General features: G+C 61.2%; 22 protein-coding genes and 1 pseudogene (1 of these 23 cut by a window edge). 13 read left to right on the forward strand and 10 right to left on the reverse strand.

Annotation, left to right across the window (positions count from 1 at the left end):
* Positions 1–41: pseudogene (locus EOC06_RS08115) on the reverse strand (tRNA (cytidine(34)-2'-O)-methyltransferase); it reaches 426 nt to the left of the window's first position.
* A 443-nt stretch (positions 42–484) separates the two neighbouring features.
* Here EOC06_RS08115 and EOC06_RS08120 point away from each other — a divergent pair.
* From EOC06_RS08120 to EOC06_RS08140, 5 genes are read left to right on the forward strand one after another with little or no spacing between them, the layout of a single operon-like run.
* The gene (locus EOC06_RS08120; RefSeq protein ID WP_128307475.1) at positions 485–880 is read left to right on the forward strand and encodes a hypothetical protein; all 396 of its coding nucleotides are present in this window, start codon (positions 485–487) and stop codon (positions 878–880) included.
* A 29-nt stretch (positions 881–909) separates the two neighbouring features.
* Positions 910–2,796 carry an ABC transporter ATP-binding protein gene (locus EOC06_RS08125; RefSeq protein WP_128307476.1) on the forward strand — a complete coding sequence of 629 codons (1,887 nt, stop codon included), beginning with the start codon at positions 910–912 and terminating at the stop codon, positions 2,794–2,796.
* 10 nt (positions 2,797–2,806) lie between these two features.
* Complete coding sequence (locus EOC06_RS08130) at positions 2,807–4,690, forward strand: ABC transporter ATP-binding protein (RefSeq protein WP_128307477.1); 1,884 nt, start codon at positions 2,807–2,809, stop codon at positions 4,688–4,690.
* Between the two features lie 5 nt (positions 4,691–4,695).
* A complete protein-coding gene (locus tag EOC06_RS08135; protein ID WP_128307478.1) occupies positions 4,696–5,037 on the forward strand; it encodes a hypothetical protein in 342 nt (113 codons plus the stop codon).
* Positions 5,038–5,349 carry a DUF6665 family protein gene (locus EOC06_RS08140; protein ID WP_027039405.1) on the forward strand — a complete coding sequence of 104 codons (312 nt, stop codon included), beginning with the start codon at positions 5,038–5,040 and terminating at the stop codon, positions 5,347–5,349.
* Between the two features lie 3 nt (positions 5,350–5,352).
* Here EOC06_RS08140 and EOC06_RS08145 read toward each other — a convergent pair whose 3' ends face one another.
* Positions 5,353–5,697: a cupin domain-containing protein gene (locus tag EOC06_RS08145; protein WP_127270961.1), complete on the reverse strand. Its 345-nt coding sequence runs from the start codon at positions 5,695–5,697 to the stop codon at positions 5,353–5,355.
* Positions 5,698–6,011: 314 nt separating this feature from the next.
* Here EOC06_RS08145 and petA point away from each other — a divergent pair, with 314 nt between their 5' ends.
* The 6 genes from petA (at position 6,012) to EOC06_RS08175 (ending at position 11,491) form a co-directional block, all read left to right on the forward strand.
* Complete coding sequence (gene petA / locus EOC06_RS08150; RefSeq protein ID WP_127270959.1) at positions 6,012–6,572, forward strand: ubiquinol-cytochrome c reductase iron-sulfur subunit; 561 nt, start codon at positions 6,012–6,014, stop codon at positions 6,570–6,572.
* Between the two features lie 16 nt (positions 6,573–6,588).
* The gene (locus EOC06_RS08155; protein ID WP_127326789.1) at positions 6,589–7,890 is read left to right on the forward strand and encodes a cytochrome b N-terminal domain-containing protein; all 1,302 of its coding nucleotides are present in this window, start codon (positions 6,589–6,591) and stop codon (positions 7,888–7,890) included.
* A 28-nt stretch (positions 7,891–7,918) separates the two neighbouring features.
* Positions 7,919–8,791, forward strand: a complete 873-nt coding sequence (locus tag EOC06_RS08160) for a cytochrome c1 (protein WP_127322539.1) — start codon at positions 7,919–7,921, stop codon at positions 8,789–8,791.
* A gap of 127 nt (positions 8,792–8,918) precedes the next feature.
* Positions 8,919–9,614 (forward strand): phosphatase PAP2 family protein, encoded by a 696-nt coding sequence (locus tag EOC06_RS08165; RefSeq protein WP_128307479.1) that lies wholly within the window; start codon positions 8,919–8,921, stop codon positions 9,612–9,614.
* Positions 9,615–9,790: 176 nt separating this feature from the next.
* Positions 9,791–10,936: an alpha-hydroxy acid oxidase gene (locus tag EOC06_RS08170; protein WP_164898503.1), complete on the forward strand. Its 1,146-nt coding sequence runs from the start codon at positions 9,791–9,793 to the stop codon at positions 10,934–10,936.
* 9 nt (positions 10,937–10,945) lie between these two features.
* Entirely contained in the window at positions 10,946–11,491 is a 546-nt protein-coding gene (locus EOC06_RS08175; protein WP_013529989.1) for an adenine phosphoribosyltransferase, read from the forward strand.
* Between the two features lie 165 nt (positions 11,492–11,656).
* On the opposite strand, the gene EOC06_RS08180 is transcribed toward EOC06_RS08175, so the two are convergent.
* From EOC06_RS08180 to EOC06_RS08215, 7 genes are all read right to left on the reverse strand, one after another.
* Positions 11,657–12,127, reverse strand: a complete 471-nt coding sequence (locus EOC06_RS08180) for a MaoC family dehydratase (RefSeq protein WP_128307481.1) — start codon at positions 12,125–12,127, stop codon at positions 11,657–11,659.
* The gene (locus tag EOC06_RS08185; RefSeq protein WP_127269625.1) at positions 12,124–12,600 is read right to left on the reverse strand and encodes a MaoC family dehydratase; all 477 of its coding nucleotides are present in this window, start codon (positions 12,598–12,600) and stop codon (positions 12,124–12,126) included. Before EOC06_RS08185 ends, EOC06_RS08180 begins: the two co-directional genes overlap by 4 nt.
* A gap of 123 nt (positions 12,601–12,723) precedes the next feature.
* The gene (gene corA / locus EOC06_RS08190) at positions 12,724–13,698 is read right to left on the reverse strand and encodes a magnesium/cobalt transporter CorA (protein ID WP_127270555.1); all 975 of its coding nucleotides are present in this window, start codon (positions 13,696–13,698) and stop codon (positions 12,724–12,726) included.
* 226 nt (positions 13,699–13,924) lie between these two features.
* Entirely contained in the window at positions 13,925–15,028 is a 1,104-nt protein-coding gene (gene ychF / locus EOC06_RS08195) for a redox-regulated ATPase YchF (protein ID WP_128307482.1), read from the reverse strand.
* 91 nt (positions 15,029–15,119) lie between these two features.
* Complete coding sequence (pth, locus tag EOC06_RS08200; RefSeq protein WP_127270550.1) at positions 15,120–15,845, reverse strand: aminoacyl-tRNA hydrolase; 726 nt, start codon at positions 15,843–15,845, stop codon at positions 15,120–15,122.
* 23 nt (positions 15,846–15,868) lie between these two features.
* Positions 15,869–16,510: a 50S ribosomal protein L25/general stress protein Ctc gene (locus EOC06_RS08205; protein ID WP_127270548.1), complete on the reverse strand. Its 642-nt coding sequence runs from the start codon at positions 16,508–16,510 to the stop codon at positions 15,869–15,871.
* A gap of 247 nt (positions 16,511–16,757) precedes the next feature.
* Complete coding sequence (locus tag EOC06_RS08215) at positions 16,758–17,792, reverse strand: class I SAM-dependent methyltransferase (RefSeq protein ID WP_127320866.1); 1,035 nt, start codon at positions 17,790–17,792, stop codon at positions 16,758–16,760.
* 294 nt (positions 17,793–18,086) lie between these two features.
* On the opposite strand from EOC06_RS08215, the gene EOC06_RS08220 reads away from it, so the two are divergent.
* Entirely contained in the window at positions 18,087–20,093 is a 2,007-nt protein-coding gene (locus EOC06_RS08220) for a bifunctional diguanylate cyclase/phosphodiesterase (RefSeq protein WP_128307483.1), read from the forward strand.
* A 92-nt stretch (positions 20,094–20,185) separates the two neighbouring features.
* Here the strand turns inward: EOC06_RS08220 and EOC06_RS08225 are convergent, their stop codons facing one another.
* Positions 20,186–20,614 (reverse strand): MarR family winged helix-turn-helix transcriptional regulator, encoded by a 429-nt coding sequence (locus tag EOC06_RS08225; protein ID WP_128307484.1) that lies wholly within the window; start codon positions 20,612–20,614, stop codon positions 20,186–20,188.
* Between the two features lie 151 nt (positions 20,615–20,765).
* Here EOC06_RS08225 and EOC06_RS08230 point away from each other — a divergent pair.
* A partial coding sequence (locus EOC06_RS08230) for an alpha/beta fold hydrolase (RefSeq protein WP_164898502.1) occupies positions 20,766–21,433 on the forward strand: 668 nt, incomplete at its 3' end.

Raw genomic sequence — 21,433 nt, forward strand, 5'->3', positions numbered from 1 at the left:
ATGTCAGGCTGGTAGAGCGCGATGCGGAGACGACAGTTCATTTCCGCGTCCTTCTAATAAGTGGCGGATCGGCCACAGCGGCTTGGCGGTTTTGGAAATTGCTGGACCTGCGGGTGGCCATTTTCTGCGAGGTCGGGTATACAGCCAGGATTGTCAACCCGAACCGATGGAGGGGTAATTCATGATGATCATGCACATCCAGCGCCCCTCTCGTGGGCTTACCTGCCTACCGGCGGTTTCGGTACGACGATTCTCCTGACTCTCTAAGACTTGATCGCACCGATTCCCGCCGAAACGATTTTTCGGCTCTCGAAGGAATCCTGCGATGTTTTTCAAAAAGTCAAAAGGGCTGAACGCCCCATCTGAAGCTGTCCGGACCGATGCTTGTCGTGTCCGGACCGACGCAAAGCATGCCTCCGGCCGAATGCCGGCGGACGATATTGCTTCGCCTTTTTATCTCGATTTTCACACGGAGGACGGACCGATGTTCGATCCCTACAGAATACCTGGCTCGAGGAGCCTGCATATCCACCGACTGCCGACCTGGGCGCTGCTGATCGGCGACACCTATTCGTCGGCGGTTCACGCCGAGGTTCGCCGCCGGCCGCATCGCGGCATGCTGCCGGATGTCGATTTTTCGCGCGCGGTTCCCGATCTGAGCCGGCCTTCGCTGGTGCGTCGGATCATCCGGCTGATCCGGCCGGGCGCGAAAAATCGGGCTGGCGGCACCGTGTCGTCAGGATCGTCTGGCACAGCTGTCGGCGAAAAGCCCGCGAGCCCCTATATTGCGCGAAGCAGGGCCGACGGTCCGGGTGATTCCAGACCGTCGGCCCTTGACGCCATGGGTTCCGGGGATTTCGTACGCTCACGTGCTGCGTAAGCGGCAAACACATTTCACAGGCATAACCTATGTTGTTGTTTAGCTGGTTTGAAAAAAGGCTCGATCCGTTCCCCGCAGCGGAACCGGTCGAGCCGCCCAAGACGCTGGTTGCCTTCTGCCTGCATTATACGCGCGGCGCATGGCCCTATATCCTTTTCGACGCGGTGCTGGTGACGGCCATCGCGATCGCAGAAGTATGGATGTTCGGCTTTCTCGGCCGCATCGTCGACTGGCTGTCGGGGCAGAATCGCGAAACCTTCCTGCAGACGGAAGCCTGGAAGCTCGCCGGCATGGCCTTCATCGTGCTGTTCGCGCTGCCGGGCACGGTATGGCTGCATTCGTTTCTCAACCAGCAGACGCTGATGGGCAATTATCCCATGCGCATCCGCTGGCAGGTGCACCGCTATCTGCTCAAGCAGTCGATGAGTTTCTACCAGGACGAGTTCGCCGGCCGCATCGCGACAAAGCTGATGCAGACGGCCCTCGCGGTGCGCGAATGCGTCATCAAGGTGATCGACGTCCTGAACTACGTTATCGTCTATTTCCTCGGCATGCTGCTCATCGTCGGCTCGGCCGACTGGCGGCTGGCCGCGCCGCTAGGCGTCTGGCTGGTCGGCTATATCCTTTTGCTGCGCTACTTCATCCCGCGGTTGGGCAAGGTCGGCGAGGAACAGGCCAATGCGCGCTCGATCATGACGGGCCGGGTCGTCGACAGCTACTCCAACATCCAGACGGTCAAGCTGTTCAGCCATGCACGCCGCGAAGCGTCATTCGCCAAAGACGGCATGTCCGGCTTTCTCGAAACGGTCTACCGGTCGATGCGGCTGGTGACAGTGCTTTTTGGCTCGCTTTACATCCTGAATGCATTGCTCTTGTTCTCCGTCACCGCGATGGCGTTGTGGCTGTGGCTGGGGCAAGCAGTGACGATCGGCGCGGTCGCCGTGGTCATCGGCCTTGTGCTCAGGATGTGGGGCATGTCGCAATGGATCATGTGGGAAATGTCGGGCCTGTTCGAGAACATCGGCACGGTGCAGGACGGTATCGCCTCGATCTCGCTGCCGCGCCTTGTCGAGGACAGGCCGGACGCGAAGGAGATCAGCGTTTCCAGGGGTGAGATCCGCTTCGAGGACATCCGCTTCCACTACGGCAAGCAGAAGGGTGTGATCGAAGGCTTGTCGCTGGCGGTGAAGCCGGGCGAAAAGGTCGGCATCGTCGGCCGTTCCGGCGCCGGCAAGTCGACGCTGGTCAACCTGTTGCTGCGCTTCTATGATCTCGAAGCCGGCCGGATTCTGATCGATGGCCAGGAGATCGCCGGTGTGAAGCAGGATTCGCTGCGTGCGCAGATCGGCATGGTCACGCAGGACACCTCGCTGCTGCATCGTTCGGTGCGCGAGAACATCCTCTATGGCCGGCCCGATGCCTCGGAAGAGCTGCTTGTCGAGGCAGCGGGGCGCGCCGAGGCGCTGGACTTCATATCAGGGCTTTCGGATGCCGGTGGCCGGAAGGGCTTCGATGCCCATGTCGGCGACCGCGGGGTCAAATTGTCCGGCGGCCAGCGTCAACGCATCGCCATTGCTCGCGTTATGTTGAAGGATGCGCCAATACTTATCCTTGACGAAGCGACCTCGGCGCTTGATTCCGAAGCCGAGGCGGCGATTCAGGAGAACCTCTACAAGCTCATGCAAGGCAAGACCGTCATCGCCATCGCGCACCGGCTCTCAACCATCGCGGCGATGGACAGGCTGGTGGTGATGGACAAAGGCCGTGTCATCGAGGAAGGTTCGCACGAGGAACTCGTCGCCCGAGGCGGGCTTTACGCCCAGCTCTGGCAGCGCCAGTCGGGCGGGTTCCTGCTTGAGGGCGGTCCCGCCGACCCCGCCAACGATGCACTTGCAAAGGGGCAAGCCGCAGAATGATGGCCGCCGCATGATGACTGCCGTCTATCGCTGGTTCGAGAACTGGGTCTATCCGTTCAGGGAGCCAGCGAATCTTCGGCCACCGACCAGCGTCGGCGGTTTCCTCTGGCACTATGTCGGCCAGGCGAAGTTCGCCTTCTTCGCCATGCTGGTCATCGGCGGCATCGCGCCGCTGGTCGAGGCCGGCCTGTTCTACTTCGTCGGGCGGCTCGTCGATATTCTCGACCAGCTTCCCGCCGAGCGCAGCTGGCACGCACTGTGGGCCGCCGCCGGTCCTGAACTGGTTTTCATGGCCGTGGTGGTGCTGGTCATCCGCACCGTCGTCGTCGGTCTGTCGGCGCTGGTCGATGAACAGACCATCACGCCGGGCTTCTACAATCTGGTGCGCTGGCAGGCACACCGGCATGTCTCGCGCCAGTCCTACGCCTTTTTCCAGAACGATTTCGCCGGCCGCATCGCGACAAAGGTCTGGCAGGCGGGGCAAGCCACCGGCGACCTGATGGAAAGCTTCATCGAAGTCGTCTGGTTCATGATCGTCTACACGGTGACGACGCTGGCGCTGGTCGCAGGCCTCGATCTCAGGCTGGCGGTGCTGGTGGTGATCTGGATTTCCGCTTTCGCTTGGCTGGCCAAGCTCTACTTGCCGGCAATCCGCAAGCATGCCGAGGAAACCGCCGAGGCCGGCTCGATGATCACCGGCCGCATCGTCGATTCCTATTCCAACGTGCAGACGCTGAAACTGTTCTCGGCCGACGGCGACGACCGCTACATCAGGAACGGTTTCGACATCTACCTCGACGCATTGCGCCCGTTCACCCGCCGGCTGACCGGCGTGCGCATGGCGCTGACGACGCTGTCGGGCATTATGATCACGGCGATCGGCTGCTTTGCCGTTTATCTCTGGGTCGAGGGCTCGATCACCGTCGGCGCGGTCGCCTTCACCCTGTCGCTGGTGCTGCGGCTCAACATGCTGCTCGGCCGGCTGATGATGCAGCTCAACAGCATCTTGCGAAACCTCGGCGTGCTGGAGAACTCCAAGGCGCTGATTTCGCAGCCGCTCGGCCTCACCGACGCGCCCGACGCCAAGGAACTCGTGGTGGCAGGCGGGCGTATCGAGGTGAACAACGTCGAGTTCCATTACGGCAAGGGGTTCGGCGTGCTGAACGGCATCGACCTTGTCGTCAAGCCGGGCGAGAAGGTCGGGCTGGTCGGGCCGTCCGGGGCCGGCAAGACGACGCTCGCGAACCTGATCCTGCGGCTCTACGATCTGGAGAGCGGGTCGATCACCATCGATGGCCAGGATGTCGCCAAAGTCACGCAGAATTCGCTGCGCGCCAATATCGGCGTCGTCAGCCAGGACACGGCGCTGTTCCACCGTTCGCTGCGCGACAACATCAAGCTCGGCATGCCTGACGCGACCGACGCGGAGGTGATCGCTGCGGCGAAAAAGGCCGAGGCGCACGAGTTCATCCTGACCTTGCGCGACAACAGGGACCGCGCCGGCTACGAGGCCTTTGTCGGCGAGCGCGGCGTCAAATTGTCGGGCGGCCAGCGCCAGCGCGTGGCGATCGCCCGCGTCTTCCTCAAGGACGCGCCGATCCTGATCCTCGACGAAGCGACCTCGGCGCTCGATTCCGACATCGAGGCGGCGATCCAGGAGAATCTGACGCGGCTGATGGAAAACAAGACGGTCATCGCCATCGCCCATCGTCTGTCGACGATCGCGGCACTCGACCGGCTGGTGGTGCTCGACGGTGGCCGCATCGTCGAACAAGGCACGCATGACCAACTGGTGGCGCTCGACGGGCTCTATGCGCGGCTGTGGAAGCGGCAGTCCGGCGGTTTTCTCTACCACGAGGACAGCGTGCTCGAAGAGACACGCCCGGCGGAGTAGCTTTTATGACTGCTGTCTTGCCGCTTCAGACTGAAGTGCTCAATGAGTTACGGTTTGGCTTGCTTACGTTCCTCTCCGACTGTTCGGGGCTTTCCACGCCGGTCGCCGTCTCGTTTACAACACTGGACGATGGGGGCATGGGAAGCTTCGAAGTCGTAACTGTTGGATATTCTTTGGCGGCCAAGCCGCGACTCATCTCTGATTTCACCTACACGGATATCGACGGTATGGGCGTTTTGGTGTCCGCGTTTTCGGATGGACACATTATTTCCGTTGTGGATTTTTGGAGATACGATTTCGCTCCTATTTTGTCTTTTCCTGAAGCTAAGGACTTGGAGGCCCGCTGAATGTCTCTGCGATCCCCTCACGGTCCAACGAGTGCCACCGCCGCCGAAGCCGCCTTCGATGCGCTCGGCCATGAAATATTGGCGGAGAAGGCGGCAGCACTTGGCCGCGCCGGCCAGCGGGTAGAGGAAACGCTGGCCAGGTTGCGCGACAATGCCGACGAGCAATTGCGTCCCCGGCTGCTCAAGGATGCCGCCGAGGCGGTGCATGGTTATTTCATCCAGCGCGAGCTGTGCGGCTTGCGCAAGCACGATGCCGTCATTCGTGAATACAACATCCCGAAAGCGGTGCTGGCCAGGCTCGGCGCGAAATAGGGGTCACTCCAGCCATTCAGTGATGAAGCTGCCGTTTTCATGGATGTCGGTCGTTTCCAGCGGGCCTGGGCCGAGATTGGTGAATTTGTGCGGCGTGTTGGGCGGCACGATCAGGATCTGGCCGGCGGATGCCTCGATCTCCTGGTCGCCGACAGTGAACAGGCCGGTGCCCTGGCGGATGATGAAGATCTCCGCGTAGGGATGCGTGTGCAGGCGGGGGCCGCCGCCGACGCCAGGCAAATAGTTGAAGATCAGGCAGGAGTTGGAGCCGTAGGCGCCACATTGCAATTCGCCCTTCCAATGGTCGGAGCGAACAGACCAGGTGTCGCGGTCTATGACGTGTGCCATGATGGCAAGGATAGACCCGGCTGGCGCCTTGTGTCGAGCCGAACAGGGGCGTCGGATTTGCGGTTGTTTCCCGGTTGTTTAGCGATGTTTGGCGGCTATCCGGCGTCGCGTTGAGCGGTGGCGGATTTTGTCCCCGCGACAATCTGCCCTTGTGCCTTCACCCGTCTGGACAAAAACGGGCTTCACGCATAAACCGAAGTCCAAATGCCGGAGGAATTCGCAAGCCTGTTCGCCATGCGCTGTCGGGTTGGCGTAATTGAGCGGGGAACAAGGCTCAGCCACCGGCACGGAAGAGGCGAAAGGATCAGGCACCCGTGAGCGCAACCGACACCCAGGATCCCAACCGTCGTGATTTTCTCTACGTCGCCACCGGCATGGCCGCAGTGGTCGGCGCGGGTGCCTTCGCGTGGCCGTTCATCGACCAGATGCGCCCCGATGCCTCGACGCTGGCGCTCGCTTCCGTCGAAGTCGACGTCGCCTCGCTGACGCCGGGCATGTCGCTGATCGTCAAATGGCGCGGCAAGCCGGTCGTGGTCCGCAACCGCACCGAACAGGAAATGAAGGACGGCGAGGCCGTCAAGCTGGCCGATCTCAAGGACCCGATCGCCCGCAACGCCAATCTGCCGGCCGATGCACCGGCGACCGACGCCAACCGCACCACACCCGGCAAGGAAGCCTGGATGGTGATGGTTCAGGTCTGCACCCATCTCGGCTGCATTCCGCTCGGCCAGGAAGGCGATTTCGGCGGCTGGTTCTGCCCATGCCACGGCTCGGTCTACGACACGGCCGGACGCATCCGCCAAGGCCCGGCGCCTGAGAACATGGCGGTGCCGGTATTCAAGTTCATTTCCGATACCAAGATACTTATCGGTTGAGGCAGGGGACATTTCGATGAGCGAGGGACACTCGACCTATACGCCCAAAACCGGTCTCGGACGCTGGTTCGACGCCCGTATGCCGCTGCCGCGGCTGGTCTATGACAGCTTCGTCGCCTATCCGGTGCCGCGCAACCTCAACTACGCCTGGACGTTTGGCGGCATCCTGTCGATCATGCTGGTGGCGCAGATGCTGACCGGCATCGTGCTGGCCATGCACTACACGGCCGACACCAATCTCGCCTTCGGCTCGGTCGAGAAGATCATGCGCGACGTGAATTCGGGCTGGCTGCTGCGCTACATGCATTCGAACGGCGCCTCGTTCTTCTTCGTCGCCGTCTACATCCACATCTTCCGTGGCCTCTATTACGGCTCCTACAAGGCGCCGCGCGAGCTGCTGTGGATCCTCGGCTGCATCATCTATCTCCTGATGATGGCGACCGGCTTCATGGGCTACGTGCTGCCATGGGGCCAGATGAGCTTCTGGGGTGCCACCGTCATCACGGGTTTCTTCAGCGCCATTCCGCTGGTCGGCGACTGGATCCAGCAGCTGCTGCTCGGCGGCTTTGCCGTCGACAACCCGACGCTGAACCGCTTCTTTGCGCTGCACTATCTGTTGCCGTTCATGATTGCCGGCGTCGTCGTTTTGCACATCTGGGCGCTGCATGTCGTGGGCCAGTCGAACCCGACGGGTATCGAGGTCAAGTCGAAGACCGACACTGTCGCCTTCACCCCCTACGCGACCATCAAGGACGCGTTCGGCATGATCGTGTTTCTGTTCTTCTTCGCCTATTTCGTCTTCTACCTGCCGAACTATCTCGGCCATCCCGACAACTACATCGTCGCCAACCCGCTGAAGACGCCGGCCCACATCGTGCCCGAATGGTACTTCCTGCCGTTCTACGCGATCCTGCGCGCCATCACCTTCAATGTCGGGCCGATCAACTCCAAGCTCGGCGGCGTGCTGTGCATGTTCGGCGCCATCGTCATGTTGTTCCTGGTGCCGTGGCTCGACACTTCGAAGGTACGCTCGGCCGTTTACCGGCCCTGGTACAAGCTGTTCTTCTGGCTGTTCGTGGCCGATGCCATCCTGCTTGGCTGGCTGGGCTCGCAGCCGGCCGAAGGCAGCTATGTGTTCATGGCGCAGATGGCGACATTGTTCTACTTCGCCTTCTTCCTGATCGCGCTGCCGGTGCTCGGCCTGATCGAGACGCCGCGACGGCTGCCGAACTCGATCACCGAGGCGGTCCTCGAGAAGAACAAGGGCGGCAGCGGACATCCGGCGGGCGCTACGGCGGCGCCGGAAACCAAAGGCTGAGCGGGTAGAGAATCTAAGGGGATTTGGCATGAAAAAGATTCTCACCTCGCTGGCGCTGGTCGGCCTCGTGGCCGTCGGCATCGGGTCGGCGGGCACTTGGGCGATCGCCGCCGAAGAGGCGCACAACGCCGCCGCGCCGACGCATTTCCCGATCCACGAGCCGAAGGAAATGGACTGGAGCTTCACCGGCCCGTTCGGCACCTATGACAAGGCGCAGCTGCAGCGCGGCCTCAAGGTCTACAAGGAAGTCTGCGCGGCCTGCCATTCGATGAACATGGTGGCGTTCCGCACGCTGTCGGACCTCGGCTATTCCGATGCGCAGATCAAGACGCTGTCGGCCGAGTACACGATCCATGACGGTCCCAACGATGCCGGCGACATGTTCGATCGTCCCGGCAAGCCGTCCGACCACTTCCCGCCACCGTTCGCAAACGACGAAGCGGCCGCCGCTTCCAATGGTGGTGCTGCTCCGCCCGACATGTCGCTGCTGGCCAAGGCGCGCGGCGTCGAGCGCGGCTTTCCGCAATTCGTCTTCGACATCTTCACCCAGTATGACGCGGGCGGCCCCGACTATATCCACTCGCTGTTGACAGGCTATAACGAGACACCGCCTGCCGGCATGGTCATCCCGGAAGGCACCCACTACAACCCTTATTTCATGTCGGGCGTGTCGCTGAAGATGCCCAACCCGCTCTCCGACGGCCAGGTGACCTATGATGACGGCGCGCCGCAGACGGTCGACCAGTACTCCCGCGACGTTTCCGCCTTCCTGATGTGGGCGGCCGAGCCGCATATGGAAGACCGCAAGAAGACCGGCTTTCGCGTGCTGGTGTTCCTGCTTCTGTTCGGCGCTCTGGTCTATCTAACCAAGCGCAAGGTGTGGGAAGGCGTGGCGCATTGAGCCACACAATCAAGTGATCGCGAAGGGCGCCGGGAGGCGCCCTTTTGCATTTCCGGAGGCTGGTCATGTCACATGGCCGTCACCGCATCCGGCGATCCTGTGCTGCTCTCATCAAAGGATCGCATTCATGAAAAGATACGCATCGCTCGCGGCAGGCCTGTTGCTGCTCATCGTCGGCTCGGCCGCGCAAGCAGAAGACGCCCGGCCCTTCATCACCAACAAGGATGTCGACCTGACGATGATCGTGCCACCGCCGCCGGCAAACGATTCGGCGCAGACCAAGGCCGAACTCGGCGAGGTGCTGACTTTGCAGGTCACGCGCACCCCGGAGATGGTCGCCAGCGCGGTGGCCGATGCCGAGGAGAATGTCTGGCGCTTCGCCGACGTCATGGGGCCGAAATTCAACAAGGAAACGCTGCCGAAATTCAGCGCCTTCTTCGATCGCCTGGTGGCTACCGAAGGCGCTGTCGTCGATCCCGCCAAGGATGTCTGGAAGCGCCCGCGCCCGCATCAGCTCAGCGATCTCGTCAAGCCTGCGGTCAAGCTGTCGAGCTCCGGTTCCTGGCCTTCCGGACACGCCACCGTCGGCACGATGATGGGCATCATTCTGTCCGACATGGTTCCGGAAAAGCGCGCCGAGATCATGGCACGCGCGAGCAAATACGCTCACAACCGCGTGGTTGGCGGCATCCATTTTGCGTCCGATGTCGAGATGGGCAGGATTTCCGGCAGCGTCATTGCCGCGGTCCTGCTCAACCGGGACGACTTCAAGGCTGAATATGAAGTGGCCAGGGCCGAGCTTCGTTCCGATCTCGGCATGTAATCCTCGTCAGCCGGATTTAGACGGGAAGGGGCGCTTAAGGCGCTCCTTTTTTGTCTGCGCCATTGCTTAGGCGGAAGTTCGGCAATTAGTCCGTTGGCATGGCGGCATGAGGTTGATATTCGACGCATCGAACGGTGGCGAGAAGCTCGTCCCGCCATGGCTTTTGGATTTCGATGATGCGGCTCAGCGACTGTCACAACTTTTCCGATTTCCGCCACATGGCGCAGCGGCGGCTGCCAGGGCCGATCTTCAATTACATCGACGGCGCGGCGGACGACGAGGTCACCTACCGCCGCAACACCGAAAGCTTCGAGACCTGCGATCTGGTTCCCAATGTGCTGCGCGGGGTGAGCGAGGTCGACATGTCGGTGACGGTCATGGGCCAGAAGCTGGCGATGCCGTTCTATTGCTCGCCGACCGCCTTGCAGCGCCTGTTCCACCATCAGGGCGAGCGCGCGGTCGCCAAGGCCGCGGCCAAGTATGGCACCATGTTCGGCGTCTCGTCGCTTGGCACCGTCAGCCTCGAGGAGGCGCGCAGCATCAGCAGCAGCCCGCAGGTCTACCAGTTCTATTTCCATCGGGATCGCGGTCTCAACCGGGCGATGATGCAGCGCGCCAAGGCGGTCGGCGTCGAGGTGATGATGCTGACCGTCGACAGCATCACCGGAGGAAATCGCGAGCGCGACAAACGCACCGGCTTTGCCATTCCCTTCAAGCTCAACTTTGCCGGAATGGCGCAGTTCGCGCTCAAGCCGGCCTGGGCGATTAACTATTTCACCCATGAGGGGTTCAAGCTGCCGCAGCTCGACGAGCATGTCGACATGGGTGGCGGCACGATGTCGATCAGCCGCTACTTCACCGAGATGCTAGACCCGTCGATGACGTGGGACGACGTCGCCGAGATGGTCAAGCTTTGGGCGGGTCCGTTCTGCCTCAAGGGCGTCATGTCGGTGGAGGATGCAAGACGCGCCGTCGACATCGGCTGCAGCGGCATCGTGCTGTCGAACCATGGCGGGCGGCAGCTGGATGGCTCGCGGGCGGCGTTCGACCAGCTTGCCGAGATCGTCGATGCCGTTGGCGACAGGATCGACGTCATCATGGATGGCGGCGTGCAGCGCGGCACGCATGTGCTGAAGGCGCTGTCGCTCGGTGCCAAGGCCGTCGGCGTCGGACGCTACTATCTGTTCCCGCTCGCGGCGGCGGGCCAGCCCGGCGTCGAACGGGCCCTTGAGCAGATGCGGGTCGAGATCGAACGTGGCATGAAGCTGATGGGCTGCAGTTCGATCGAACAATTGTCGCGCAAGAACCTCCGTTTCAGGTAATCTCGACCCATGAAATCCTCCCTTGAAGACACGCTGCTTGCCGCGATCCGCACCATTCCGGACTATCCCAAGCCCGGCATCCTGTTTCGCGACATCACCACCCTGCTCGGCAATGCGCGCGCCTTCCGCCGCGCCATCGACGAACTGGTGCATCCCTATGCCGGCCAGAAGATCGACAAGATCGCCGGCATCGAGGCACGTGGATTCATCCTTGGCGGCGCCGTCGCCCATCAGCTCTCGGCCGGCTTCGTGCCGATCCGCAAGAAAGGCAAGCTGCCCTACGAGACGGTGCGCGTCGCCTATAGCCTGGAATATGGCCTGGACGAGATGGAGATGCACAAGGACGGCGTTGCTCCGGGCGAGAAGGTGATCCTTGTCGACGATCTGATCGCCACCGGCGGCACCGCGGAAGCGGCAGTCAAGCTGCTGCGCCAGATCGGCGCCGACATCCTCGCTGCCTGTTTTGTCATCGACCTGCCGGACCTCGGCGGTCGCGCCAAGCTCGAAGCGCTCGGTGTGCCGGTCAGGACGCTGATAGGGTTCGAGGGGCATTAGGTTTCTCCCTCGCCCCGTTTACGGGGAGAGGGAAGCGAAGCGAGCAACGCCAGCGGAGCAGGGTGAGGGGTAAGTACGACCGTCGAGTTTAAGACACCAACGCTGGCGCCGCCCCTCATCCGCCCTTCGGGCACCTTCTCCCCGTAAACGGGGCGAAGGAAAAAGCTACTCCACCTTCACCAGCACGGCGCTTTCGAACTCGAGCACCTTGTCGCCGGTGGGATTGAAAGCTTCCGAACGCAGCGCGAGAAGCCGCCAGCCGGGGCGTGAGGCGATCGGGCGGTGCGACAGCGCGGTGCGCGTGAAGGTGATGGCTTGCCCGGCATAGACCGGCTTCAGCCATTTCAGGTTCTTGAAGCCGGGCGAGGGGCCGAATTCCGGCACCGGACCGGGACCGCTCCACGCAGCGATCTCTGCGTCCATGCGGTTTTCCAGATTGAGTTTCATCCAGGTCGCGGCCGTGTGCCAGCCAGACGCGCAGAGGCCGCCGAGCACGCTTTTCTTCGCGGCCTCCTCGTCGATATGGAAGATCTGCGGGTCGTACTTGCGGGCGAAGGCCTTGATCGCCTCGGGCTCGAATGTGTGCGAGCCAAGCGTGACGGTGGTGCCGATACGGAAGAACTCGTCCAGTGTCATGCTTGGCTCCCCGCGGCATCGCGCGTGAGGAACATGACGGAGTTCTCGAGCTCGAAGACGCTTTCGCCACGCTGGTTGAACAGCTCGCTGCGCATGGTGACGAAGCCGAGTTGCGGCTTCGATTTCGACAGGCGCTTGGCAACAACCATCAGGGTGCCGGTCAGTTGGTCGCCGGCCAGGACCGGTTTCTTCCATTTGACCTGATCGACGCCGGGCGCGCCCTGGCAGGTCGAGTCCAGCAGGAACGCGTCGCAGAGCATGCGCATGAACATGGCGCAGGTGTGCCAGCCCGACGCTGCCAGCCCGCCGAGGATGCTGGCCTTGCCGGCTTCCTCGTCGAGATGCATCGGCTGCGGGTCGAATTCTCCGGCAAATTCGACGATCTCGGCGGCACTCACGAGCTTGGAGCCGAGGTCGATCGATGCGCCCTCGATGAAGTCCTCATAGGCCCATGTTTTTATCTCTGCAGTCATGGTCTGGAATCCGGCTTGTCGACCCACGATCCCCAGGATCGGGATTTCCGGATGCAGGCCGGCGTTCATTTGGTCAAGCGATTTTTACTGCGCCAGCCTGTGGCAGCCGATCGACAAGGCCACTCAGAGCCAGCCGCGGCGGCGGAAGTACCAGAAGGGCAGGATCGCCGACAGCACCATCATGGCGATGGCGAAGGGATAGCCAAGTTGCCATTTCAACTCGGGGATGATGTCGAAATTCATGCCGTAGATCGAGGCGACCAAAGTCGGCGGCAGGAAGATGACGGCGGCGACCGAGAAGATCTTGATGATGGCGTTCTGCTCGATCGAGATCATGCCGAGCGTGGCGTCTAGCAGGAAGGAGATCTTCTGCGACAGGAAGGTGGCGTGGTCGGCGAGCGACAGCACGTCGCGAGACAGCGTCTTGATGCGCGCCTTGGTGTCCTTGCTCATCTTGGTGCGGGTCGAGGCATGGGCGAAGAAGCCTGCCAGGCGCTGCAGCGAGATCAGGCTGTCGCGGATCGAGGAGGCAATGTCCTCCTTGCGGCCGATGGCTTTCAGCAACTCCTGGAAATCACGGTTGCGCTTGGAAACCTTGGTCGACCGCGCCTCGAAGATATCGCGCGAGATCGCCTCGATGTCGCGGCCGGCGCGTTCCAGAATGTCGGCGAGACGATCGACGATCGCCTCCAGCAAGCCGATCAGAATGGTGTCGCCGCTGGTGCAGCCGGTCGCCACCTTTTCGGCGCGCTGCGGAAAGGTCTTGAAAGCTTTCGGTTCGTGGTAGCGCACTGTGATCAGCCTTGTGCCGGCCAGCACGAAGGTAACGGGCGACATCAAGGGATCGTCGATTTCGGTCTGGGCGGGCAGGGTGGCGGTCATGAAATAGGCGCCGTCCTCGACATAGAGGCGGCTCGAAATCTCGATCTCCTCCATCTCCTCGCGCGTCGGAATGGCAACGCCGAGCCAGCTCTCGATCGTCGCTTCCTCTTCCTTTGTCGGGTTGAACAGGTCCGCCCAGACGATGGTCTCGCTGTTTGCCAGGAGATCGTCGACGACGCGCAGGCGGTCATTGTCCACGACGAAGGCCTTGATCATCGCCTGATATCCCTTGCTGGGGCCAAAGGGTGCGTTCGGATTGACGCGTCGTGTTGGATTGCACGGGTTCTCGACGTCAGCGCCGACCGTGCGTCTGCCGCTTAGACCTGTGACGTGACAAAATCAAGACAAGCGGCCGGCGGGCGGATGGCCGCCGGCGCCTGGAAGCATGTATCGAGGAACTTCGCCGACAGCTTGTCGGGATGTTCTCGACCGCTTCAGGGCATCAAGTGTTGAACTTGAACAACAGCACGTCGCCGTCCTGGACGACATATTCCTTGCCTTCGTCGCGCGCCTTGCCGGCTTCCTTGGCCGCCACTTCGCCGCCCAGTGTGACGAAGTCGTTGTAGGAGATGGTCTGGGCGCGGATGAAGCCGCGCTCGAAATCGGTGTGGATGACACCGGCGGCCTGTGGCGCCTTGTCGCCTTTATGGATGGTCCAGGCGCGCGTCTCCTTCGGCCCGGCGGTGAAATAGGTGATGAGGTGCAACAGGTCGTAGCCGGCGCGTATGACCTTGTTGAGGCCTGGCTCGTCGAGGCCGAGCGAGGACAGGAATTCCATCTCTTCCTCGTCCGAGAGTTGCGCGACCTCGGCTTCGATCGCCGCCGAGATCACCACTGTGCCGGCGCCCTGGGCGGTGGCCATCTTTTCCACGGCCCTGGTGTGTTCGTTGCCGGTGGCGGCGTCGGCCTCCGCGACATTGCAGACATAGAGCACGGGATGCGAGGTCAGAAGGTTCAGGCCCTGCAGGATGCGCAAATCTTCGGCCGAAATACCCTTGAGCAGGATGCGGGTCGGCTTGCCGGCCTGCAGCAGTTCGAGCGCTGCCTCCATCAACGGCAGCACGGTCGTCGCTTCCTTGTCCTTGCTGCCGGCGCGCTTGCGGATCTGCACGATGCGGCGCTCTAGGCTGTCGAGGTCGGCAAGCATCAGCTCGGTCTCGACCGTCTCGGCATCGGCGACGGGGTCGATGCGGCCCTCGACATGGGTGATGTCGTCATCCTCGAAGCAGCGCAGCACATGCACGATGGCGTCGACCTCGCGGATGTTGGCGAGGAACTGGTTGCCCAGCCCTTCGCCTTTCGAGGCACCGCGCACCAGGCCGGCAATGTCGACGAAAGAGATGCGAGTTGGAATGATCTCCTTCGACTTGGCGATCGCGGCGATCTTCTGCAGGCGCGGATCTGGCACCGCCACCTCGCCGGTGTTCGGTTCGATGGTGCAGAATGGATAGTTGGCGGCTTGCGCCGCAGCCGTTCTGGTCAACGCGTTGAAAAGCGTCGACTTGCCGACGTTGGGCAAGCCAACGATGCCGCATTTGAAACCCATTTTTGTTCGGTCCTATCGGGAAAATAGAAATTTGATCAGGGCTATGGGCGATAGGGGTGATCAACGTCAAGCCCTTCGGTCCCCTTGATGCTCAGTCCTTGCCGCCGAACAGCTTCTTCAGCATGGCGGCCATTGGACCGCTTTCCGGCAGCTTGACCACCGGCTGTTGAGGCCGTGCTTGGCGGACATGACTTTGCTGCTTGTGCGCCGACTGCTTCTGCGCTGGCTTTTCGGGCTCCGGCCCGGCCTTGCCCTGGACGGCGAGACTGGCCTTATTCATGAAGCCGGATTCGTCGCCCTTGACGATCATGGCGGCATTATCGGCGATCGCGTCGAGCAGCGGGTCGAGCCATTCGCGGTCGGCTTTGGCGAAATTGCCGAGCACATGGTGCTGGACCATTTCCTTGACGCCGGGATGGCCGACGCCGATGCGCACGCGGCGATAGCCATTGCCGATATGACCGTCGATCGACCGGATGCCGTTGTGGCCGCCGGCGCCGCCACCGGTCTTGATGCGCAGCTTGCCTTCGGCAAGGTCGATCTCGTCATAGAAGACGGTGAGCGCGGAAAGCTCGAGCTTGTAGAAGCGCAGTGCTTCGCCGACCGACTGGCCGGACAGGTTCATGAAGGTCTGCGGCTTGATCAGGACGATTTTTTCGCCGCCGAGCGTGCCCTCGGAAATGAGGCCCTGGAATTTCTTCGACCAGGGCGAAAAGGAATGGCGGCGGGCGATTGCGTCCGCCGCCATGAAACCGACATTGTGGCGGTTGTCAGCGTATTTCGCGCCCGGATTGCCGAGACCTGCAAACAGCAGCATCGCCTGCTCCGGGCGTGAAAGAGTTACTTCTCGTCGGCGGCAGGAGCCGCTTCAGGTGCAGCCGCTTCAGCCGTCTCTTCCGTCTCCGGCTTCATCGCCGACGAACCGGCAATGGTCGCGATGGTGAAGTCGCGGTCGGAGATCACAGGCTTGACGCCAGCCGGCAGCTTGACCGCCGAGATGTGGATCGAGTCGCCGATGTTGGCGCCGGTGAGATCGACGGTGATGAACTCCGGGATCGCATTGGCCGGGCAGTGGAACTCGACTTCGTGACGCACGATGTTGAGCACGCCGCCGCGCTTGATGCCGGGCGACTTGTCCTCGTTGATGAAGTGGACAGGCACGTCGACATTGACTTCGGTGTCCTTGCCGATGCGCAGGAAGTCGACATGGACAGGGAAATCCTTGACCGGGTCGAGCTGGAAGTCCTTCGGCAGGACCTGGATCTTCTTGCCGTCGACATCGATCGTGGCGATCGTGGTCAGAAACCCACCGCCATGGATCTTGTAGTAGATATCCTTGTAGGTGAGCGCGATAGCCAGGGGAGGCTGCTTGTCACCATAGATTACTGCAGGCACTTTACCGTTGCGGCGAACTGCACGGGCGGACCCCTTACCGACCTGTTCGCGTGCTTCGGCCTTGAGCTCGTAAGTGTCGTGGCTCATGGCATTTCCTTTCGGTTTACTGGAGCGCTCACGGTTGGCAGAGTGCCTGGACCGTAAACGTCGAAAGCCGACATACCCATGCATGATCTGGTCCGAAAACCGGAATCCACTTTTCGGGATCATGCGGGAAGGCGGCCTTCCGCCGCGTTGCCTCCAAGGGTGTCTACGCGGGTGGCGGCTCTATAGCGGAAGGCGGCCGGAGGTGCAAGCCAAAGGCACGCCCAGCCTGGTGCAGTCCAGGCGGTCGCTATCCGCGCTTTTCGATGACGGCATAAAGCACGTTGCGGTTCTCGCCGAAGAACACCCGCGCCTCGACGGTGTTGCGGTCGACGCTGGCATTGACGATGTTCCACATATCGACCTCCGATCGCAGCAGCAACACCCAGTCCATGAATGTCTCCCGGTAGCCGGCGTCAGGCGTGCCCTCGGCGTAGTTCGCAAACAGGAACGTCCCGTTCGGCTTCAACATCTGCAGGCAGGTCTTCGTGAGTTTCACCGCGACGTTGTGGGCGAGGTAGTCGTAGAGGCCGGAGGCATAGATGAAATCGAACTTGCCGAGCTTGTGGCCCCGCGTGAGCACGGTTCGCACCGAGCCGTCGATGGCTTCGACCGCAGTGCCCTGGAAGTCGCGCGCGATCAGCCCAACGCTCTGGGGATCCTGATCGAGCGCAACCCAGCGCTTGAGACGGCCCTCCGTCAAGGCGACCGAGCGATTGGCCTCCCGCAAATGGCCGGCCGCGATCGCCAGGACCTCGGATTGCGGTCCATTCTTGACCGCAATCTCGTCGACATATCGGGTCAGGAGGTCGCGTCGTTCCCGTGCCGCGACGCATGAGGGTACGTTCTGGGTATGGCTATAGAGCGCCTTGCCGATCTCCGAGGCATTGGCCACGCTCTCTGCCACGTGCGGGTCGCAATAGATGTAATCAAGCAACTGCGCGTCGCCGGAATAGCCCCTGGGCTTGGTGAAGGACCAGTGCGTCAGCGGATCCTCGAGAAAATACTTCAGGATCGGATGGTTCTGCGCCACCGGTATCAACGCATGCCAGACGTCGGGATGAACCTTGGAATGCAGGCCATTGAGGAAGGACAGCAAACGACCGACGATCTCGGCGGGGTTCTTGTCCTGTTCGATCTGCTGCTGTGTCGCGTGGAGAATGAGCGCCAACTCCGCGCGCGCGGTTTCGAACGCTTCGCCATGATGCTCGAGCTTTCCCCGAGGCAGCGTGCCGGCGAGCATCGCGGCAGTAATCAAGCTTTTGCCATCAAGAACGGTCTGCACGCCATCACTCCATAGTTAACAGTCGGTTAACTTATTGCGTAGAATGCTCCATTTGCCAATGTCGGGCTGACGGCATTTTATCGTTATGATTAATTTCCCGCCAACCATGTTCCTCTTTAGACGGCTTCCGGCCCGAATTCCGGGTTCGAGTTAACGGAAACTTGTCTTGCGCGATTGCATTTGTTTGCCCGGCGTCGCAATCGCCGTCGCGTCCCAAAGGAGCCGGCCCGCGTGGGGGCAGAAGCTGGAAATGAGTTCGGAAAACAAAATCCCTTTCAAACGGGGTCTATTGTGATGAACGAACACCTGTCCTCCGTATTGGTCGATACGGTTGATGCGGAGCCGTACGAGCCGCGCTATGAACTGAGCGCCGACGAGCTCCGCACCCTTTACCGCACCGAAGCGCAGGCGACGCGAAGAGGAGAAGCCAGGCCAGGGCTCTGGATTGCAGTTGCGATCTATCTCTTGTTTTCGGCAACGGATCTGCTGCTGATCCCGGATGTTGCCGCCTACACGATCACGGCGCGCTTCGCAGTCGGCTTGAGCGCGCTTTTGATCCTCGAAGCACAGCTTCGCCGGGGGATTGGAACGGAATGGCTCGACGTGACCTGCGCCGGAGCCATCATCTTCGGCTATGTTGGTTGGTTGTGCCCAGCGGTTCTTGGCGCGGACAAGGAAAGCGTCTCTTACTACATGGTCTTTGGGACCATATTCATGATGAGCGCAAATCTTTTCTTTACGTTCAATTTCAAGCTTTCTATCGTAACCTCGGCAATAATATTGTGTATACTTTACATCGTAAATTACTTCGTTCCTTCAACCCTTACATACAAAATGGTATTCGGGGCTTTCTATATATCCTGTTTCACGTTCACCTCGTATGTGAACTGGAAACTGAATGAGGAACGCTACAACGTCTTTCTGAATGCCCTGGAAGCCAAGATCCAGCACAATGAGGCGACCGAACGCGGCAAGGCCCTGCTGAGGTTGTCGCGGACCGATCCGCTGACGGGTCTGGAGAACCGGCGCGCGATCGACGAGAAGCTGCGGGACTACTGGAGCGATTGGCAAAAGGTCGGTACCAGCTTCGGGGCGATCCTCATCGACGTGGACTTCTTCAAGAAATTCAACGACTGCTACGGCCATCAGGAAGGCGACCGCTGCCTGATCCATGTCGCCAATGCCCTTAGCGACATGATCAAGCAGTATAATGGCTCCATCGGCCGCTATGGCGGTGAAGAGTTCATCGTCCTGGCTCGCATGGAGAAAAAAGAGCAGATACTGGATATAGCGGAAGCCATTTGCAGCACGGTCGAGAACCTGGCGCTGACGCACGAACTGCGGCGCGACGGCGTCTCGATCGTAACGGTGAGCGTTGGCGCCGCATTCACCAGGACGCAGACCGGCGCCAAGCTGGAGAAGATCATCCACGAGGCCGATCGCGCTCTCTATCTGGCAAAAGCCGGCGGCCGAAATTGTGCCCGGCTGTTCGATCCAACCGATCCGCAAAGCAGCGACGAGAGCGAGAACATCGCGGCCTTGCTGAAGATCGCGATCGGCCAGAATCTCGTTTCACTGGTTTATCAGCCTATCCAGGATGTCAAATCGGACCGGCTTGAAGCGGTGGAGGCTCTGATGCGCCTCAAAATGCTGGACGGCACGTCGGTTCCGCCGAGCCTGTTCATTCCCGTCGCCGAGCGAACCGGCGCGATCCTGGAACTCGGGCGCTGGGCGATAAGGACGGTGTGCGCCGAACTCCTGGCTGACGACCACGTCCGTGTCGTCAGCGTCAACGTCTCCCCGATCCAGCTTAAGACACCTGGCTTCGCAACGTCTGTCGCGACCATTCTGGGCGAAACCGGCGTCGCCGGCAGCAGGCTGGCCTTCGAGATCACCGAAGGGCTGGAGATGGAGATGCACTCGGACATTCTGCGCTGCATCAGCGACCTGAAGCTGCTCGGGATCAAGATATGGCTTGATGATTTCGGGACGGGCTTTGCGGGCCTTTCATGGCTTCGCCTGATCGATTTCGACACGGTGAAGATCGACCGATCGTTTCTGCACGACTGCAGCTCCCTGAGCGGCAAGGCAATGCTGCAGGACATCATCACCCTGGTTCGAAATCGCGGCCACAAGATCCTGGTCGAAGGGGTGGAAACCGACGAACAGATGGCTTTGATGCGCGAATTCGGCATAGACAAGATCCAGGGCTTCCATGTCGGCCGCCCCGCTCCCGCCGTCAGTTTCCAGGCAAAGCGGGCCATGCGCAAACGGTCATTTGCCGTGCTTAAGTCCGCATGATGGTGGCCTCTTTCCGACGTTTGGCTTAGCCGCCCTCAAAAGCCGTGCTGATTGCAATCAACCCATGACTGGGCCAAGCGGCTACGTAGGGGCTACCGGTCGCTGGTCAACGCGTTGCGTAGCGCCTGGATCTGCCGGTTCAAGGCATCGAGCTCGGCCAGCGTCATGCCCGAGCGTTCGACCAAGGTCTCGTTCAGACAGTTGCACTGGACCAGCAGCGCGCGTCCGGCTGATGTCAGGTCGACCTGCACCTGGCGTTCGTCGGTCTGGCTGCGCTGGCGGGTCACCAGCCCGGCTTGCTCCATTCGCTTCACCAGCGGCGTGACGGTGCTCGATTCCAAAGCCAACCGGTTGGCGATGGTGCCGACCGACATCCCATCGGCCTCTCCAAGCGCGTTCAGCACCAGGTACTGCGGATAGGTGATGCCCATCTCGTCCAGCATCGGCTTGTAGGTGCGGTTTATCGCCATGCTGGTGGCATAGAGCGTGAAACAGAGCTGATTGTCCAACGGGAGAGGCACGGCGCATTCCTTTTGCCAATATGGGCATCAATTCGATACCACGAAAAATGATATCGCGATACATATTTTTGTGGACAAGGGTTTTGTGCCGCGTTAGCTATATGGTTATCGCGATATTGTTTATCGCGGGAATAACCACAAGGAGATTGAGATGACCTCGCAAACCAAGCCCAGCTCCGGCAGCGGTACGATCACCACCAAGGACGGAACGCAGATTTACTACAAGGACTGGGGGACCGGGCAGCCTGTCGTCTTCCATCATGGCTGGCCGTTGAGCAGCGACGATTGGGACGCCCAGATGCTGTTCTTCCTGTCACAAGGCTACCGTGTCATTGCCCATGATCGGCGTGGCCATGGGCGCTCGACCCAGACGGATATCGGCAACGAAATGGACACCTATGCCGCCGATGTCGCGGAACTCGCCGCTTATCTCGACCTCAAGAATGCCATTCATGTCGGACATTCGACCGGCGGCGGCGAAGTGGCGCGCTATGTTGCCAACTATGGCGCCGGCGGCCGTGTCGCCAAGGCGGTGCTGATCGGCGCGGTGCCGCCAATCATGCTCAAGACTGCCGCCAATCCCGGCGGCCTGCCGATCGAAGTGTTCGACGGCTTCCGCTCCGCCCAGGCAGCCAATCGCGCCCAGTTCTTCCGCGACGTTCCATCAGGTCCGTTCTACGGGTTCAACCGTCCGGGCGCGGACATCTCGCAGGGCGTCATCGACAATTGGTGGCGCCAAGGCATGATGGGCGGCACCAAGGCGCATTATGATTGTATCAAGGCTTTCTCGGAAACCGACTTCACCGAGGATCTGAAGGC

Source organism: Mesorhizobium sp. M7A.F.Ca.MR.362.00.0.0, assembly GCF_004023175.1.
Lineage (GTDB): Bacteria > Pseudomonadota > Alphaproteobacteria > Rhizobiales > Rhizobiaceae > Mesorhizobium.

Coding starts and splice junctions, on each gene's coding strand:
- EOC06_RS08135 (WP_128307478.1), top strand. CDS start 4,696: ATGACTGCTGTCTTGCCGCTTCAGACTGAAGTGCTCAATGAGTTACGG.
- EOC06_RS08120 (WP_128307475.1), top strand. CDS start 485: ATGTTCGATCCCTACAGAATACCTGGCTCGAGGAGCCTGCATATCCAC.
- corA (WP_127270555.1), bottom strand. CDS start 13,698: ATGATCAAGGCCTTCGTCGTGGACAATGACCGCCTGCGCGTCGTCGAC.
- EOC06_RS08180 (WP_128307481.1), bottom strand. CDS start 12,127: ATGACACTGGACGAGTTCTTCCGTATCGGCACCACCGTCACGCTTGGC.
- EOC06_RS08220 (WP_128307483.1), top strand. CDS start 18,087: ATGAACGAACACCTGTCCTCCGTATTGGTCGATACGGTTGATGCGGAG.
- EOC06_RS08155 (WP_127326789.1), top strand. CDS start 6,589: ATGAGCGAGGGACACTCGACCTATACGCCCAAAACCGGTCTCGGACGC.
- EOC06_RS08165 (WP_128307479.1), top strand. CDS start 8,919: ATGAAAAGATACGCATCGCTCGCGGCAGGCCTGTTGCTGCTCATCGTC.
- EOC06_RS08175 (WP_013529989.1), top strand. CDS start 10,946: ATGAAATCCTCCCTTGAAGACACGCTGCTTGCCGCGATCCGCACCATT.
- EOC06_RS08205 (WP_127270548.1), bottom strand. CDS start 16,510: ATGAGCCACGACACTTACGAGCTCAAGGCCGAAGCACGCGAACAGGTC.
- EOC06_RS08140 (WP_027039405.1), top strand. CDS start 5,038: ATGTCTCTGCGATCCCCTCACGGTCCAACGAGTGCCACCGCCGCCGAA.
- EOC06_RS08185 (WP_127269625.1), bottom strand. CDS start 12,600: ATGACTGCAGAGATAAAAACATGGGCCTATGAGGACTTCATCGAGGGC.
- ychF (WP_128307482.1), bottom strand. CDS start 15,028: ATGGGTTTCAAATGCGGCATCGTTGGCTTGCCCAACGTCGGCAAGTCG.
- EOC06_RS08160 (WP_127322539.1), top strand. CDS start 7,919: ATGAAAAAGATTCTCACCTCGCTGGCGCTGGTCGGCCTCGTGGCCGTC.
- pth (WP_127270550.1), bottom strand. CDS start 15,845: ATGCTGCTGTTTGCAGGTCTCGGCAATCCGGGCGCGAAATACGCTGAC.
- EOC06_RS08130 (WP_128307477.1), top strand. CDS start 2,807: ATGATGACTGCCGTCTATCGCTGGTTCGAGAACTGGGTCTATCCGTTC.
- EOC06_RS08170 (WP_164898503.1), top strand. CDS start 9,791: ATGCGGCTCAGCGACTGTCACAACTTTTCCGATTTCCGCCACATGGCG.
- EOC06_RS08125 (WP_128307476.1), top strand. CDS start 910: ATGTTGTTGTTTAGCTGGTTTGAAAAAAGGCTCGATCCGTTCCCCGCA.
- EOC06_RS08145 (WP_127270961.1), bottom strand. CDS start 5,697: ATGGCACACGTCATAGACCGCGACACCTGGTCTGTTCGCTCCGACCAT.